Here is a 13,900-nt window from a genome sequence, read left to right on the forward strand (position 1 = left end):
ACCAAAAATTTTATGGAAAAACCTGATTTCAATACCAAAGAAGTAACTAAAATCATCCGTGGTCGACGCTCGATGTTTGTGGCTCAATTTAAGGAAAATGACCCGGTGGATGATGCGATTATAGAAGAAATGCTCGAAAACGCGAATTGGGCACCGACACATAAGTTAACTCAGCCTTGGCGCTTTATTGTGTACACCGGGGAAGGAATCAAAAAATTTGCGGACTATCAGGCGGATCTCTATAAATTGCGGGCAGAGAAAAATGGGACTCCATTTCTTGAGGCAACGTATCAGAAATTCAAAGAAAACCCGCTAAAAGCCTCTCATATTATTGCCATTTTGATGAAGCGAACAGAAGGTTCGGGGATTCCTGTGATGGAAGAAATTGCGGCGGTTTCCATGGCAGTACAAAATATGTATTTGACCGCATCTGCACATGGTCTTGCTGCCTATTGGGGAACAGGTGGACCTACTTTTTGGCCAGAGGCTCGAGAGGATTTCGGATTGGATGGAGAGGATTTGCTGATGGGATTTTTCTACGTAGCAAAACCGGCCACTGATCGCTGGCCGGAAGGAAAAAGAGCAGCCCTCTCCGAAAAAGTCGCTTGGATAAGAGAATAAAAAAAGGCTAGTCGAAAATTTTCGACTAGCCTTTTTTTAGGACTTGAGACTATAATTTGGAGCTTCCCTGGTCACACTGACATCATGGGGATGAGATTCTTTCACTCCAGCTGCGGTAATTTTCACAAACTTTCCGTTTTTCTGTAAGTCTTCGATAGTTTTTGTTCCGCAGTAGCCCATTCCAGCCTGCAATCCTCCCACAAGTTGATAAAGAACTTCGGCAACTAATCCTTTGTAAGGAACTCTGCCCACGATTCCTTCAGGGACCAGTTTTTTGATATTATCCTCTGCATCTTGGAAATAGCGGTCTTTTGATCCGGATTCCATGGCTTCTAGAGAACCCATTCCCCGGTAGGATTTGAATTTTCTTCCCTCGAAAATAATCATTTCGCCCGGAGCTTCCTCAGTTCCTGCTAGCAAAGAGCCGATCATAATGGAGCTTCCTCCCGCCGCCACAGCCTTTACCAGGTCTCCGGAGTAGCGAATACCTCCATCTGCAATTACTGGGACATTTCGATCTTTTAATGCCTCTGCACATTCAAATACGGCTGAAAGTTGGGGAACCCCAACGCCAGCGATAATTCGTGTAGTACAAATCGAACCAGGCCCTACTCCTACTTTGACGGCATCTGCTCCTGCATCGGCAAGGGCAATCGCAGCTTCGGGGGTAGCAATATTTCCGACGATGACTTCCAATTCAGGAAATGCCGCTTTGATTTTTTTACAAGTTTCGATCACACCTTTGGAGTGACCATGTGCGGTATCAATGGAAACCACATCCACGCCTGCATTTTTTAGCGCTTCGACACGCTCGACGATGTCTGAGGTGACTCCCACTGCAGCTCCGACACGAAGTCTGCCATATTCATCCTTACAGGCATGAGGTTTATCTTTTCTCTTGAGGATATCTTTATAGGTGATTAGCCCGGTCAACTTATTTTCATCATCGACTATTGGAAGCTTTTCGATTTTATATTCTTGCAGGATTTCTTCTGCTTGCTCCAAAGAAACCCCTGCTTTGGCAGTGATCAGATTCTCAATCGTCATGATTTCTTTGATCGGACGGTTGGGTTCTTTAATAAATCGAAGATCTCGATTGGTGATGATTCCTTTGAGCACTCGATTTTCGTCTACCACAGGAATACCTCCGATGTGATAATCACGCATGATATTCTCGGCATCTTTGACTTTTGCGTCGATATGCAGCGTGATCGGGTCTAAAATCATCCCTGCTTGCGAGCGCTTTACTTTTCGTACTTGTGCAGCTTGCTTTTCAATGGACATATTTTTGTGAATAAACCCTAGCCCACCTTCCAAAGCAATGGCAATGGCAAGTTCAGCCTCTGTGACAGTATCCATTGCCGCAGAAACTAAAGGAATATTCAGTCTGATTTTTTTGGTGAGTTGGGTGGAGGTATTGGTCTCGCGTGGGAGCACCTCAGAATAACCCGGAACGAGAAGCACATCATCATAGGTGAGTGCTTCAAAGAGAAACTTATCGGAATTTCGATTCATAGCAAATATTGGTTATAGGTAACCCTATTTGCCCGTCAAAGTTACAAACAAAAACTAATGCAAAACCACAACTTGAAAAAAAATCTATCGATTTACTCTTGAAATCTTTTCCTCTTTAGAATAAGATTCTATCATCCAGCTGAATTTTTGAATTAGAATTCACTGCAACTGCGCTAGCATTTACTTTTCTGGAAGAAGCAATTCGTAACTTTTTCCCCGAGGAATTCGAATGCTTCGCTCCCGAAGCCAAGGATTGTAAATTTTCAATTCTTTATACGTATACCCCCTGTCTTTGGCCCAACTTGCCAAATCCTTAATATTTTCACTTATCCGAACAGATTTTAAGGGGGGGTTTTGGTAAAAGTCTTCCGGGCCGAGGTTGAATCCATAGTCTTCTGGATTTTCAAAAATCACTTTGAAGGCTAATACCCGAAACAGGTATCGGCTGGTTTCATCATTGAGCAAAAGGTCATAATAATCGTCCTGTAGTTGTTCGCGTTGTCTTCTGGAAAATCCGCTTTGTCCCATGTTGTAACTTGCCGCCACCGCGGTCCAAGACCCAAAACGCAGATACGATTTGTTTAGATAGGCGGTGGCAGCATGGGTGGATTTTCGCCAATGATAGCGCTCATCCACGTCCCGACTTACCTCCAGACCGTATTCTTTTGCAGTGGCCGGCATAAACTGCCAAAATCCCTTGGCCCCTGCGGGGGAGGAAACATTCATCAAGGCGGACTCTGCGATCGCTACATATTTAAAATCATCGGGGATTCCATTGGCTTTCAAAATTGCAGACATTTCTTCCAAATATTTCCCCGATCGCTTCATCAGCAAAATCATATTGGATTGCCAATAGGCGTTGACGTAGATTTCCCGCTCCAATCGCTCAAAAATTTCCTGATCATCCAATGGCACTTTTTCGCCCGCAAAATCAAGTTGCTCTGGAATAGGAAAAATTCGAATTGAATCCACCCCCATACCCAATTGGGCCCCTTTTTCTTGGCCCGATAAGGGTATGACGGTTTGGTTGTCTGACTTGGAATTCCATCGTACCAAGCATAAAATCAAAGCCAATAGACTGAGTGAATACAGGACAATAAGGTGGATTCGCTGCATCAGAAATTAGGGCTGAGTAAATATTTGCTGTAGAAATCATCAATAACCTGAACGGCTTCGGTGGCATTTTCTACGACAGAAAATAGGTCCAAATCCTCTTCATTGATGTTATTATGCAAAAGAATGGTTTTTTTGATCCAATCAACCAGTCCGGACCAATAGTCCTTTCCGACTAAAACGATTGGAAATCTTCCAATTTTATTGGTCTGAATTAATGTTAAAGCTTCAAAGAGTTCGTCCATCGTACCAAACCCACCAGGCAAAACCACAAATCCCTGAGAATATCGGACAAACATCACCTTTCGAACAAAGAAGTAGTCAAAGGTGATGAGTTTGTCCCGATCGATGTAAATATTATTGAACTGCTCAAAAGGCAAAACGATATTTAGCCCGACGGATTTCCCTCCTTCAGCATGCGCACCTTTATTTCCCGCTTCCATGATACCTGGCCCACCGCCGGTGATCACCCCATACCCGTGACGAACCAGTTTGGCTGCGATTTCTTCCGCTGTTTTATAGTGTGCATGGTCTCTGGGAGTCCTGGCTGAGCCAAAAATCGAAACACAAGGACCAATTTTGGCAAGCTTTTCGAAGCCCTCAACAAATTCGGACATGACCTTAAAAATGGCCCAGGAGTCAGCACTTTTGATTTCGCTCCAGTCTCGCTCTTTAAAGGCTCTCCTGATTTTTTCCTCTTGATTTTTTTCTTCTGAATTACTCATATTTGTTCATTTATCTCTAGAAAACGATTCCCTGATCAAATCGTCCATACTTCTGGCTAAATCCCAAAACTCGGGGTTTTAACTGATTGATTTTCAATAAAAAAATTATTTGACAATGGAGAACCATTCATTCAATCTTGGTGTAATTTTGTACTGCATTTGACATAATTAATGAATCTATTCGAGAAATCTCAGGCGGTACTGGAAATTTTTGGTCTGTTTGAGCAGTCAAACGAGGCTCTGGCTAGCCAAGGAGGCTTAAGTTGCATAGCCGGATGTGGGCGTTGCTGTTCTAGTCCAAAGGTCAGTGCTACTCCAATGGAGTTTTTGCCCTTGGCATTTGACTTTTACCATCGAGGAATCGCCGAACAGGCATTGGAGCTTTTGGAAAGCTTGGATGAATCCGAGGCCTGCATGAATTATAGAAAGACGGCAGAAGATGGGAGTTCCGGTTACTGTTCCAATTATACCAATCGGGGCTTGATTTGTAGGGTCTTTGGGAGTGCTGCGAGGCGAAACAAAAATGGCATCAAGGAATTGATTACTTGCAAAATTTTAAAGGAAAATAAAAAAGAAGCTTTCGAGGAACTTACTGTCCAAATCAATCAAGGACTGCCCATTCCCATGGCTACTGAATATTATAGTCAACTGAATGATTTGGATCAATACCTTTCCGAATCTTATCCGATTAATGTTGCGATCCGCAAAGCGGTAGAGGCGGTGATTCGGTTTCAGTATTACCGCCTGGAAGAGGAAGCCATAAGCGCATGATTTTTTTGCTCAAGGCATTTCAAGTATATTCGAACTCAATTTATCTTTCACCTGTTTTTTAGAGTATGCTAAATGTCAGCGAAATCGTCCAAACAGTCAAAAGTCTCATAGAGACTCGCGTGAACCTAGTCAAATCCGAGATACAGGATGAAATCATGGGGATGGTCAGCCGGATAATTCTCCTGATGGCGATGGTGATTCTTGTACTTTTGGTTTTTTTATTTTTGAGCCTTTCCTTGGCTTTTTTTCTAAGTAGTGTTACCGAATCACCCTTTATGGGGTTTTTGCTGGTGAGTTTGTTGTATCTGCTGATGTTGTTGATCTTATACCTTAGCCGATACAATCAGGGAATTCAGCAAAAAGTACAAAATGGCATCAAGAGTTTTATTTTTGACAAACTCAAAGGACAGGATTCTGATGAAAAATGAATTGGAAAATAAGGCTGAAGAATTAGAGCAAACGCTTCAAAAGCAGCTCGATTTACTGAAAAAAGACTCTGAGGATTGGCTCAAAGTCGGTGGTGCTGTCTTGGTCGGTGGGCTTCTAGCCTACACGATCGTGAAGGCCAGTAAACGAAAAAAAAGTACCAAATCCCAGCGAGCCATCGAAGTTCTGGAGCGGGAAGGACTGCTTGACGATGAACTTCGCAAAAAAATCACCAAGCCAAAGAAATCCCGCTTTTGGCCAAGTATGAGTCAGCGTCTATTGATTTTGGGTTTGGCACTGGCAAAAGAGAATTTTTTTAAAGACTTAACCAACCCCGCTGGTGACCATGAGCAAAAATCAAAACCGGGTCGCTAAGACGCTAAGGCAACTCCAAAAAAGTCAACAAAAGGGGATCGCATGGTTAATTGATCCGGAGAAGGTTACCGAAAAAACTTGGGCTCATTTTTCTGAATTTGAAAAAGAGCGGTTAAATCCAGATTTAATTTTCCTAGGAGGAAGTACCTATTGTGGAAGCGATCTGAGGGGATTGATTCAGGAAATCAAAAGCCGATGTCCGCACATTCCATTGGTTTTATTCCCGGGTTCTCGGTTTCAGTTTTCCAATGAGGCAGATGCCATTTTATTCCTATCCCTGATCTCGGGACGGAATCCTGAATTTTTAATTGATCAGCAAGTCGAAGCGGCACTTTCGGTATCGCGATCAGGGCTGGAAGTGTTGCCTACCGGCTATATTTTGGTTAACAATGGGGAAATTTTGAGTGTACATCAGCGTAGCCAAACTCTTCCACTTTTACCTTCCGAAAAGCAGAAAATCCTTCAAACTGCATGGGCAGGGAAGCTTTTAGGCATGAAGTACATTTTTTTAGATGCAGGAAGCGGAGCTCAAGCTCCAGTGGCTTCTCAAATAATAGAACTGGTCAAAACCGAAATCCCATCCACTCCTTTATTGGTAGGAGGAGGAATGGACAATCTTCAGAAAGTACATCATTCATTTTCTGCAGGAGCGGATCTGTTGGTCATTGGCAACAGCATAGAAAAAAACCCCGGTTTTCTTTCCGAGGTTTTAAACTATCGCAACTGGTTTAATATCAGTCTAATAAGCAATTAAGGATTGATGAGGGATTCTCTTCTGCGCATTTTTCCAGCAGGAACCCCATACATCATTTTAAATCTTCTGCAAAAATAGGCCGTGTCTTTATATCCTACCTCTTTACCGATATCCCGGATGGATTTTTTGGTAGTTCTCAAAAGCTCTACTGCGGCTTCCATTCGCTGATATTCGATGTAATCCTGCGGATTTATTCCTGTCAACATTTTAAAATATTGCCCGACATAATCTTCGGATACATTGGCAATCTTTGCCAAGACCTTATTGGACAGGTCTCCGTTGAGATTAGTTTTTATAAACTTAAACAACTCGATCAGTCTTGGATCTTTGAAGTAGGTGACATTGGTAGATATTTCTTCTACAAAAAGGCGGTTTTTTAAAATATGCCGCAACAATTCGATGACCAGTAGCTCCGTGAGTGCTCTCAGGGATCGTTCCTTACCTACAGAACTCACTTCCTGTTCCTTCATCAGGTCCTCGATAAGCATCGCAAGGCGATCATTGAATCGGATGATGAACGGGGGAATGTCCAGAGAGTTAAAAAAATTGACCACGTCAAAGACCTTGGATTCAAAGCTCACCGCAGAGATGCAGTCATTTTCAGCATTTTTAATATCGCGAAAACTAATTGTTTGTAAGTATTTTCGCTTGGTATCCCGAAAATCTTCCATATCAATTTCGGAGATTTTAGGACTGTTGCCAAAAGTTAAAGAGGTTGATTTCTCCCCTGGTAAAAATAAAATTTCACCTTCATTGAGGACTTCTTGTTCTTCTCCAAATTTCAGGCTCCCATGATGGAGCAAGATCAACATATTATCAAATTCCTTGTGATCAGAAATGGTCACCGGCTTTTCAATTTGATAATTAAATCCGCGTAAAAATCGGATATTTACCGATTCGATTACCTTGTTGTAATATTCCATTAAATTTTTGGATAAATCTGAATGCTCAAAAATATAACTTTTCCAATTTACTAACCGTAAAAAAGGGAATAAAAAATTAATAAAAGTTAAAAAGGGCATAATTTTTTGTAATTAGGCCCTTCCTCTATACCATTTTCTTATCTCAAGAGGCTTCTTGATATCACTATTTTTTGAATTTCTGAAGTGCCTTCATAGATCTGTGTGATTTTGGCATCCCGCATGAGTCGTTCGACATGATATTCTCTTACGTACCCATAACCCCCATGGATTTGAACCGCTTCGGTGGTCACGTTCATGGCCACTTCTGAGGCATATAACTTCGCCATTGCCGAAGCGTGTGCATAATCTTCTCCTTGATCCTTAAGCACTGCAGCCTTGTACACCAGCAACCGTGCGGCTTCAATTTGAGTAGCCATGTCGGCTAGTTTAAATTGGATGGCTTGATGCTGACTAATCGGTTTCCCAAATGCCTTTCTTTCCTTGGAGTATGCGAGCGAAAACTCGTAGGCACCGGCTGCAATTCCCAAAGCTTGGGCAGCAATCCCGATTCGACCTCCATTCAGGGTTTCCATAGCAAAATTGAATCCAAATCCTTCTTCTCCGATTCGATTCTCCACAGGTACTTTGACGTCAGTAAACATCAAGGAATGCGTATCAGAACCTCGAATGCCCATTTTGTCTTCCTTTTTTCCGATCACAAACCCATCCCAGCCTTTTTCTACGATAAAAGCTGAGATCCCTTTGTGACCTTTGCTGTGATCGGTCTGGGCAATGACCAAATAAACCGAAGCGGAGGATCCATTGGTGATCCAATTTTTAGTCCCATTTAGAATGTAGAAATTTCCCTCGCGAACGGCTTCGGTCCGCTGAGAGGTTGCATCAGAGCCTGCTTCTGGTTCAGAAAGACAAAATGCACCTAAAATTTGTCCAGAGGCTAAGGGCTTTAAATAGTTTTCTTTCTGTTGTTCGGTTCCGTATTTTTCCAATCCCCAACAAACCAAGGAATTATTAACAGACATAGCTACGGAAGCAGAGGCGTCGATTTTGGACAATTCCTCCATGGCAATTACATAGGACAGAGTATCCATACCTCCTCCATGGTAGTTGGGATCGACCATCATTCCGAGAAAGCCCAATTCGGCCATTTTCTGAACTTGTTCTGCCGGGAACCTTGCCTCGATATCTCGGTCAATTACTCCTGGCAACAACTCTTTCTGTGCAAACTCTCTAGCCGCTTCCTGAACAGCCAAATGCTCTTCTGTTAATTGAAAATTCATATCCTTTTTTTGGGTTTACTTTCTCGTTGGGAATTTATGTTAAAAAAAGAAAAGGGGCAAAATGTTGCCCCTTTCCGAATTTTATTTTGATTTGAATCAATCTCGATTCCCAAAGAAAACAAAAATGTAATAAGCTAAAGTAGCAAGTGATGCAAGCGCTGCAACTACATAAGTCATCGCGGCCCATTTCAAAGCGTCTTTTGACATGGCATACTCTGAAGCGGTTACAATGTTTCGGTTTTGTACCCAGGTAAGAGCCCGATTGGATGCATCAAATTCAACCGGTAAGGTGACCAACGTAAATAAGGTCATGACCGAGTAAGATCCTACGACAATGTATCCAATCAACGGAACGGGCAATCCGAGCGCAAATCCACCAAATAGAGATGCGATCAAAACCACATTTAGAATTTTACCGGAGATATTCTGAATGGGGACCAGGGTCGAACGTAGGTTGAGCCAAGCATAATTTTTGGCATGCTGAACGGCGTGACCGCATTCATGTGCAGCTACCGCTGCGGCTGCAGCATTTCGGCCATAATACACATCCGGACTCAGGTTGACTGTTCTATTCATCGGATTGTAATGGTCAGTCAACTGTCCTTCAACTGAGAGCACCTGTACATCGTGGATGTTGTGGTCAGCCAGCATCAGTTTGGCTATTTCTGCTCCGGATAGGTTCGCCTCCAAAGCGGTTTGCGAATATTTTTTAAATTTACTTTTTAGTCGGCTACTGACGACAAAGCCTAGTATTGCAAAGACGACTACGATTAGGATGATCATATTATTATTAGGGTTTGCAGGATTGAATACGAAGTTAGGGTTTGACGGGTTTTATCCAAGCTTCTTTTTTCATCACGATGGCCCAGCTAATCAATCCGCCTAAGAGAATTAGAATCACTTGGGTGCCGTGAATAATAGCTGCGAATATTTTCCCGTCTTCTTCTGCTATTCCGAACTGTATCAAAATGAAGGCCACTAGTGCATGAAAGGTTCCTATGCCCCCCTGTACGGGCGCGACCATGCCAATACTGCCCATCACCATGACCAGAAGTACTTCACCTACCGACAAATTGGCAGTACTTTGGATTCCAAGCGAAACGGTATACATGGTCAGAAAGTAAATGATCCAAATGACCACGGAGCTGATCCAGAATCCGGAAGGGTTTTTTAATTCTCCGATCCGTTTGATGCCTCCAATAAGTTCCCTTAAAAACTGTTGGAGCTTTTGGATGAGGCTATGCTGTCTAAATCGTCTGAGTAAAACCCAAAAAAACACAACTAGGCTTAGAGCAATAGTTAGGAAAAGCGGTAAGTTTTTGATCAACGTTGACCCCAAAGAATCTAAGTCCACCAGTTGCCCAGCTAACCTAAGAAAAAGCTCTCGCTCTACTGTAAAAGCCAAAAATATTGTACCCATTAAAAAAAGTAAATCAATGGATCGCTCCAAAATGACTGTTCCGATCAAATGTCCCATGGAAATGCCATTGCTTCTCACCAAAACCCCACATCGAGCAACCTCTCCCGCTCTTGGCACAACCAGGTTCGCCAAATAACCAGCCATCACTGCATGATAGGCATCCCCGGAGCTGACTTTCTTTCCCTCATCCTCGCGAATTAGCAAGGTCCATCTCCATCCTCTAATCCAGAAGCCCAACAAGGAGATCGTCAGCGAAAGCCCAATCCAAAACCAATTGCTGCTTTGAACCTGACCAAGGAGTTCTTCAATTTCAATGTCCTTGTAAAGAAACCAAAATATCCAGCCTGCTAAAGCCAAGGATACAGTTACTTGTATAATTTGCTTTAGCCTTTTGTTCATGATCAAATCAATTGGTTCTGATCATCTGGAAAAATGACCATCGGCTTAAATTTTTTTGCTTCTTCGAGGTCCATACTGGCATAGGAAATAATGATCACGATATCACCCACTGCCACTTTTCGCGCAGCCGGACCATTGAGGCAAATTTGTCCGCTTCCCCGCTCTCCTTTGATTACATACGTTTCCAGGCGTTCGCCATTGTTGACGTTGACGATTTGGACTTTCTCATTTTCGATTAAATGAGCCGCATCCATCAAGTCCTCATCGATCGTGATGGATCCCACGTAGTGAAGCTCCGCCTGAGTGACTTTCACCCGGTGGATTTTTGACTTCATGATTTGAATATGCATTGGCTTAGTTTTTCAGGCCGCAAAATTAAGCATTTATTGGCAGGTTATCGATCAAACGAATTTCTCCTACAAAAGCTGCTATGCAGAGCGAAGATTTTTTGGCTGGATCATAGGCATCCAATAGTTCAAATTTTTCCTGGTCAACCAAAGCAAAATAGTCAAGGGTCACTCCCTCTTCTTTCTCAAAAAGAGTTTCTGCGGATTTTTTCACCTTTTCCCAAGCATGCCCTTTGATTAACAGGTCTTTGGCGTCTGAAAGGCTTTCATACAAAAGCAAAGCTTGCTTTCGCTCGGATTCACTGAGCCTTCTATTTCTGGAGGACATCGCTAAGCCATCAAGCTCCCTTCTAGTGGGAACGATTTCCAGCTGGACCGGAAATGAAAGTTCCCGCACCAAGCTTTGAATTATGGCAACTTGCTGTAAATCCTTTTGTCCAAAAAAAGCAATATCCGGCTGGATCATGTGAAAAAGCTTGGAAACAATAATTCCCACTCCATTGAAATGTCCAGGTCGAGATGCCCCTTCCAAAATCTGCTCCAAAGAACCAAAGTCCAATTTAATTCTTGGTTTTGAAGGATACATGGTTTCAACTGTGGGCAGAAAAACCGCATCCACACCCGCTTTTTCCAAGAGCTTTAAATCCTGCTCTAGGCTTTGTGGGTACTTGGCAAAATCTTCAGGATTATTGAATTGGGTTGGATTGACAAATATGGAAACGAGGGTATAATCACACTTTTCCAATGATCTGCTGACCAGATCCAGGTGTCCCTGATGCAAGGCACCCATGGTAGGCACTAAACCGAGGGTTTGGTCAGAATGAATCAACTGGAGGCGGATTGCTTGCCACTGGGCGGGCCTAGGGATTACTTGCACAGATTTGGAGATACTTTTGGGTAAATAGAGGCAAAACTAGATTAATATCCAGAAAAACAAGGCCTTTTAGGGTTTTTTTATTATCTTTGTGCCGTTGTTTATCACTTTACATCAAAATTTAATAACATGTCTAAATTACGTATCCTCTACGTTGCCAGTGAAATCAACCCTTTTCTCCAAACTTCAGAAGTCGCCAATTTCCTAAGATCCCTTCCCCAAGCTATGCAAGAGCGAGGAATGGAAATCCGTATTTTGGTACCGCGGTTTGGATTGATCAACGAGCGGAAGAACCGACTCCATGAAGTGGTTCGACTATCTGGGATCAATATTGCTGTAGGGGAAGAAGAAAAGCCACTTGTCATCAAAGTTGCTTCCATTCCCAATGCCAAATTACAGGTTTATTTCATAGATAACGAGGACTATTTCCAGCGTAAAAGTGTATTTCACGATAAGCAACAGAAGTTTTACGAAGACAACGATGAGCGAGCGATCTTTTTCTGCAAAGGCGTCATCGAAACGGTAAAAAAACTTGGCTGGGCTCCAGATATCGTCCATTGCAATGATTGGATGACCTCCTTGATTCCGATGTATTTGAAAACGACCTACAAAAACGAGCCACTTTTTAAAGATACCAAATCAGTTTTTGCGATCTATAACAATGGATTTTCCCATACCTTTGGGGATGATTTGTTAAACAAGGTTAAGATGGTGGACATAGATGACGCTATTTTAGCACCTTTGAAGAGCAAAGACTTTACGGGCTTTATCCGAATGGGCATGGAGTATGCCGATTTGGTCGTAAAGGGCAGCGAAGTCTCTGCCGAATTAAACCAACTAATTGAGGATTTCTCTAAAGATAAGAAGTTTGACATCAGCATTGAAGAAGAGGAGCAAGCTCATGAAGAGCTATACGGCATTTACACTAATCTCGCCGGTTAAGTGGGCCCTTTCGGCCCTTACATCAATTATTCTAGTTACATCTTGTTCTGATCCGGCTACGGTTGGGATTGAATTGGCCCCGGGCAACAATCAAGTAGGAGTTTCCTTTGCCGAGTTCAATTTACCAGCCGAGGTAGTGTTGCTTGACTCGTTTAGTACGACGAATCAACGTATACTTATTGTGGGTGAAGAAGAGGATGATTTTTTTGGTAAAACATCGGGCACAGGATATACCCGTATGTACATCAATTCTGGCGAAGACAGACCTGAAACAGAAGCAATTTTGGATTCTATTTTCTTTACTCTGGATGTAGTCAGTGTGAATGGTCAAAATTTGGATGAACCCAAATATTATAGTGTTCATAGATTGACCGAACCCATTTTGGATACGCTGTATTACAATTTTAATTCTTTGGCATTTGAAGCAGATCCCATAGCCTTTGAAGAGATTATTTTTGGAGAAACCAAAGACACCACGGTCAATTTGCAAGTGGAGGAGGAGTTTGCCGAGGAAATTTTTGGGAAAATGAAGCGAGGTCCTGAGTTTGAAAATCTCTTTTCCTTCCGAGATTATTTTCCAGGTGTGGCCTTAAAAGCCCGGGAGGGAGATAATACGACTTCTGGTATCAGTCTAGGGTCAAATACAGCTATCGTAGCTTATTTTCATTATCCGGGAGATACCATTGCTGAAAGCTATCGAATCAGTACGCTTTCTTCTCGAAGTTTTAATGGCGTAGAAAATGATCGAACGGGAACGCCTCTTGAGCAAGTTATTGAAAAAGGAGAAAATTACGATGTTGGAGCCATTGTGGGGGCTAAGGCAAATTTAGGGCTAATGATTAAATTAGATACCAGTCCCATTGATGCGTTTTTGGACTCCCTATCTGGTGTGGTTTTCAATCAAGTAATGGTGGAGTTTGAAGAAATTGAGGAGTACCCTGAAACTCAAGTGCCTCTTTTTTCAGGTTATTTTTATTTTACCGATGATCAAAACCAATTTATTTTTCAAAATGAAGCCGTCACTCCGTTGACTGTACAGCGTACAGGGCAGCCACAGGTTACCGAAGACGAAGAGGGAAATGTTTTACCAGGAAACCAAGCCCCTGCTCAGATTCTTTTTGATGAAACTACAGACACGTATAGGGTAGATGTTACCTCATATGCCAATGCGGTTTTCCAAAAAGAACTAATAAACAATGATTGGTTGTTCTATGGAGGGATCTTTTCGAAACGCGGGACGATAGAAGACGACTTTAAACGTTCCTTTAGACAGTTTAAAGTCAATCAGAATAATATTAAGGTGAAAGCGATCTACTCCAAAACGCGGTAAAATTCCCATTTTAAAAATCTTTCCAAATCCACTTTCAAATTTTAAGAAAGTGGATTCTTTTTTTTGGCATGAAAGCTGTTTATTTGTG

Annotated in this window: 16 protein-coding genes; 7 read left to right on the forward strand and 9 right to left on the reverse strand. The window is 42.4% G+C overall.

Annotated elements, in window-relative coordinates; all coding sequences use genetic code 11:
* The first annotated feature begins 12 nt into the window (after positions 1 to 12).
* Positions 13 to 621, forward strand: a complete 609-nt coding sequence (locus tag Q0L00_RS08425) for a nitroreductase (protein WP_297336436.1) — start codon at positions 13 to 15, stop codon at positions 619 to 621.
* A 36-nt stretch (positions 622 to 657) separates the two neighbouring features.
* Here Q0L00_RS08425 and guaB read toward each other — a convergent pair whose 3' ends face one another.
* The 3 genes from guaB to Q0L00_RS08440 all read right to left on the reverse strand — a co-directional run bounded on the left by guaB (position 658) and on the right by Q0L00_RS08440 (position 3,974).
* On the reverse strand, positions 658 to 2,136 hold the full coding sequence (gene guaB / locus Q0L00_RS08430; protein ID WP_297336437.1) for an IMP dehydrogenase: 1,479 nt from the start codon (positions 2,134 to 2,136) through the stop codon (positions 658 to 660).
* A 180-nt stretch (positions 2,137 to 2,316) separates the two neighbouring features.
* Positions 2,317 to 3,252 carry a lytic transglycosylase domain-containing protein gene (locus Q0L00_RS08435; RefSeq protein ID WP_297336438.1) on the reverse strand — a complete coding sequence of 312 codons (936 nt, stop codon included), beginning with the start codon at positions 3,250 to 3,252 and terminating at the stop codon, positions 2,317 to 2,319.
* Positions 3,252 to 3,974 carry a TIGR00730 family Rossman fold protein gene (locus Q0L00_RS08440; RefSeq protein ID WP_297336439.1) on the reverse strand — a complete coding sequence of 241 codons (723 nt, stop codon included), beginning with the start codon at positions 3,972 to 3,974 and terminating at the stop codon, positions 3,252 to 3,254. Before Q0L00_RS08440 ends, Q0L00_RS08435 begins: the two co-directional genes overlap by 1 nt.
* A gap of 171 nt (positions 3,975 to 4,145) precedes the next feature.
* On the opposite strand from Q0L00_RS08440, the gene Q0L00_RS08445 reads away from it, so the two are divergent.
* From Q0L00_RS08445 to Q0L00_RS08460, 4 genes are all read left to right on the forward strand, one after another.
* Positions 4,146 to 4,745: a YkgJ family cysteine cluster protein gene (locus Q0L00_RS08445; protein ID WP_297336440.1), complete on the forward strand. Its 600-nt coding sequence runs from the start codon at positions 4,146 to 4,148 to the stop codon at positions 4,743 to 4,745.
* Between the two features lie 65 nt (positions 4,746 to 4,810).
* The gene (locus tag Q0L00_RS08450; RefSeq protein WP_297336441.1) at positions 4,811 to 5,173 is read left to right on the forward strand and encodes a phage holin family protein; all 363 of its coding nucleotides are present in this window, start codon (positions 4,811 to 4,813) and stop codon (positions 5,171 to 5,173) included.
* Positions 5,163 to 5,546, forward strand: coding sequence for a hypothetical protein (locus Q0L00_RS08455; protein ID WP_297336442.1), 384 nt, complete (start codon positions 5,163 to 5,165; stop codon positions 5,544 to 5,546). The genes Q0L00_RS08450 and Q0L00_RS08455 overlap by 11 nt, the downstream gene beginning before the upstream one ends.
* The gene (locus tag Q0L00_RS08460) at positions 5,518 to 6,300 is read left to right on the forward strand and encodes a geranylgeranylglyceryl/heptaprenylglyceryl phosphate synthase (RefSeq protein WP_297336443.1); all 783 of its coding nucleotides are present in this window, start codon (positions 5,518 to 5,520) and stop codon (positions 6,298 to 6,300) included. The genes Q0L00_RS08455 and Q0L00_RS08460 overlap by 29 nt, the downstream gene beginning before the upstream one ends.
* Here Q0L00_RS08460 and Q0L00_RS08465 read toward each other — a convergent pair.
* From Q0L00_RS08465 to panC, 6 genes are all read right to left on the reverse strand, one after another.
* Positions 6,297 to 7,223, reverse strand: a complete 927-nt coding sequence (locus Q0L00_RS08465; RefSeq protein ID WP_297336444.1) for a helix-turn-helix domain-containing protein — start codon at positions 7,221 to 7,223, stop codon at positions 6,297 to 6,299. The genes Q0L00_RS08460 and Q0L00_RS08465 overlap by 4 nt on opposite strands.
* Before the next feature lie 137 nt (positions 7,224 to 7,360).
* A complete protein-coding gene (locus Q0L00_RS08470; RefSeq protein WP_297336445.1) occupies positions 7,361 to 8,500 on the reverse strand; it encodes an acyl-CoA dehydrogenase in 1,140 nt (379 codons plus the stop codon).
* A gap of 96 nt (positions 8,501 to 8,596) precedes the next feature.
* Positions 8,597 to 9,283: a zinc metallopeptidase gene (locus Q0L00_RS08475; protein WP_297336446.1), complete on the reverse strand. Its 687-nt coding sequence runs from the start codon at positions 9,281 to 9,283 to the stop codon at positions 8,597 to 8,599.
* Between the two features lie 34 nt (positions 9,284 to 9,317).
* Positions 9,318 to 10,319: a lysylphosphatidylglycerol synthase transmembrane domain-containing protein gene (locus tag Q0L00_RS08480; RefSeq protein WP_297336447.1), complete on the reverse strand. Its 1,002-nt coding sequence runs from the start codon at positions 10,317 to 10,319 to the stop codon at positions 9,318 to 9,320.
* Between the two features lie 2 nt (positions 10,320 to 10,321).
* The gene (gene panD, locus Q0L00_RS08485) at positions 10,322 to 10,669 is read right to left on the reverse strand and encodes an aspartate 1-decarboxylase (RefSeq protein ID WP_297336448.1); all 348 of its coding nucleotides are present in this window, start codon (positions 10,667 to 10,669) and stop codon (positions 10,322 to 10,324) included.
* Positions 10,670 to 10,694: 25 nt separating this feature from the next.
* Positions 10,695 to 11,543: a pantoate--beta-alanine ligase gene (panC, locus tag Q0L00_RS08490; protein ID WP_297336449.1), complete on the reverse strand. Its 849-nt coding sequence runs from the start codon at positions 11,541 to 11,543 to the stop codon at positions 10,695 to 10,697.
* Between the two features lie 126 nt (positions 11,544 to 11,669).
* Between panC and Q0L00_RS08495 the strand changes: the two genes are divergently transcribed.
* Both Q0L00_RS08495 and Q0L00_RS08500 read left to right on the forward strand, forming a co-directional pair.
* Positions 11,670 to 12,482, forward strand: a complete 813-nt coding sequence (locus Q0L00_RS08495; RefSeq protein WP_092790395.1) for a glycogen/starch synthase — start codon at positions 11,670 to 11,672, stop codon at positions 12,480 to 12,482.
* A complete protein-coding gene (locus Q0L00_RS08500; RefSeq protein WP_297336450.1) occupies positions 12,442 to 13,812 on the forward strand; it encodes a DUF4270 family protein in 1,371 nt (456 codons plus the stop codon). The genes Q0L00_RS08495 and Q0L00_RS08500 overlap by 41 nt, the downstream gene beginning before the upstream one ends.
* Positions 13,813 to 13,900 lie beyond the last annotated feature (88 nt).

The organism is Algoriphagus sp. (assembly GCF_024305035.1).
In the GTDB taxonomy this organism is placed as follows: Bacteria; Bacteroidota; Bacteroidia; order Cytophagales; family Cyclobacteriaceae; genus Algoriphagus.

Coding starts and splice junctions, on each gene's coding strand:
- Q0L00_RS08425 (WP_297336436.1), top strand. CDS start 13: ATGGAAAAACCTGATTTCAATACCAAAGAAGTAACTAAAATCATCCGT.
- guaB (WP_297336437.1), bottom strand. CDS start 2,136: ATGAATCGAAATTCCGATAAGTTTCTCTTTGAAGCACTCACCTATGAT.
- Q0L00_RS08435 (WP_297336438.1), bottom strand. CDS start 3,252: ATGCAGCGAATCCACCTTATTGTCCTGTATTCACTCAGTCTATTGGCT.
- Q0L00_RS08440 (WP_297336439.1), bottom strand. CDS start 3,974: ATGAGTAATTCAGAAGAAAAAAATCAAGAGGAAAAAATCAGGAGAGCC.
- Q0L00_RS08445 (WP_297336440.1), top strand. CDS start 4,146: ATGAATCTATTCGAGAAATCTCAGGCGGTACTGGAAATTTTTGGTCTG.
- Q0L00_RS08450 (WP_297336441.1), top strand. CDS start 4,811: ATGCTAAATGTCAGCGAAATCGTCCAAACAGTCAAAAGTCTCATAGAG.
- Q0L00_RS08455 (WP_297336442.1), top strand. CDS start 5,163: ATGAAAAATGAATTGGAAAATAAGGCTGAAGAATTAGAGCAAACGCTT.
- Q0L00_RS08460 (WP_297336443.1), top strand. CDS start 5,518: ATGAGCAAAAATCAAAACCGGGTCGCTAAGACGCTAAGGCAACTCCAA.
- Q0L00_RS08465 (WP_297336444.1), bottom strand. CDS start 7,223: ATGGAATATTACAACAAGGTAATCGAATCGGTAAATATCCGATTTTTA.
- Q0L00_RS08470 (WP_297336445.1), bottom strand. CDS start 8,500: ATGAATTTTCAATTAACAGAAGAGCATTTGGCTGTTCAGGAAGCGGCT.
- Q0L00_RS08475 (WP_297336446.1), bottom strand. CDS start 9,283: ATGATCATCCTAATCGTAGTCGTCTTTGCAATACTAGGCTTTGTCGTC.
- Q0L00_RS08480 (WP_297336447.1), bottom strand. CDS start 10,319: ATGAACAAAAGGCTAAAGCAAATTATACAAGTAACTGTATCCTTGGCT.
- panD (WP_297336448.1), bottom strand. CDS start 10,669: ATGCATATTCAAATCATGAAGTCAAAAATCCACCGGGTGAAAGTCACT.
- Q0L00_RS08495 (WP_092790395.1), top strand. CDS start 11,670: ATGTCTAAATTACGTATCCTCTACGTTGCCAGTGAAATCAACCCTTTT.
- Q0L00_RS08500 (WP_297336450.1), top strand. CDS start 12,442: ATGAAGAGCTATACGGCATTTACACTAATCTCGCCGGTTAAGTGGGCC.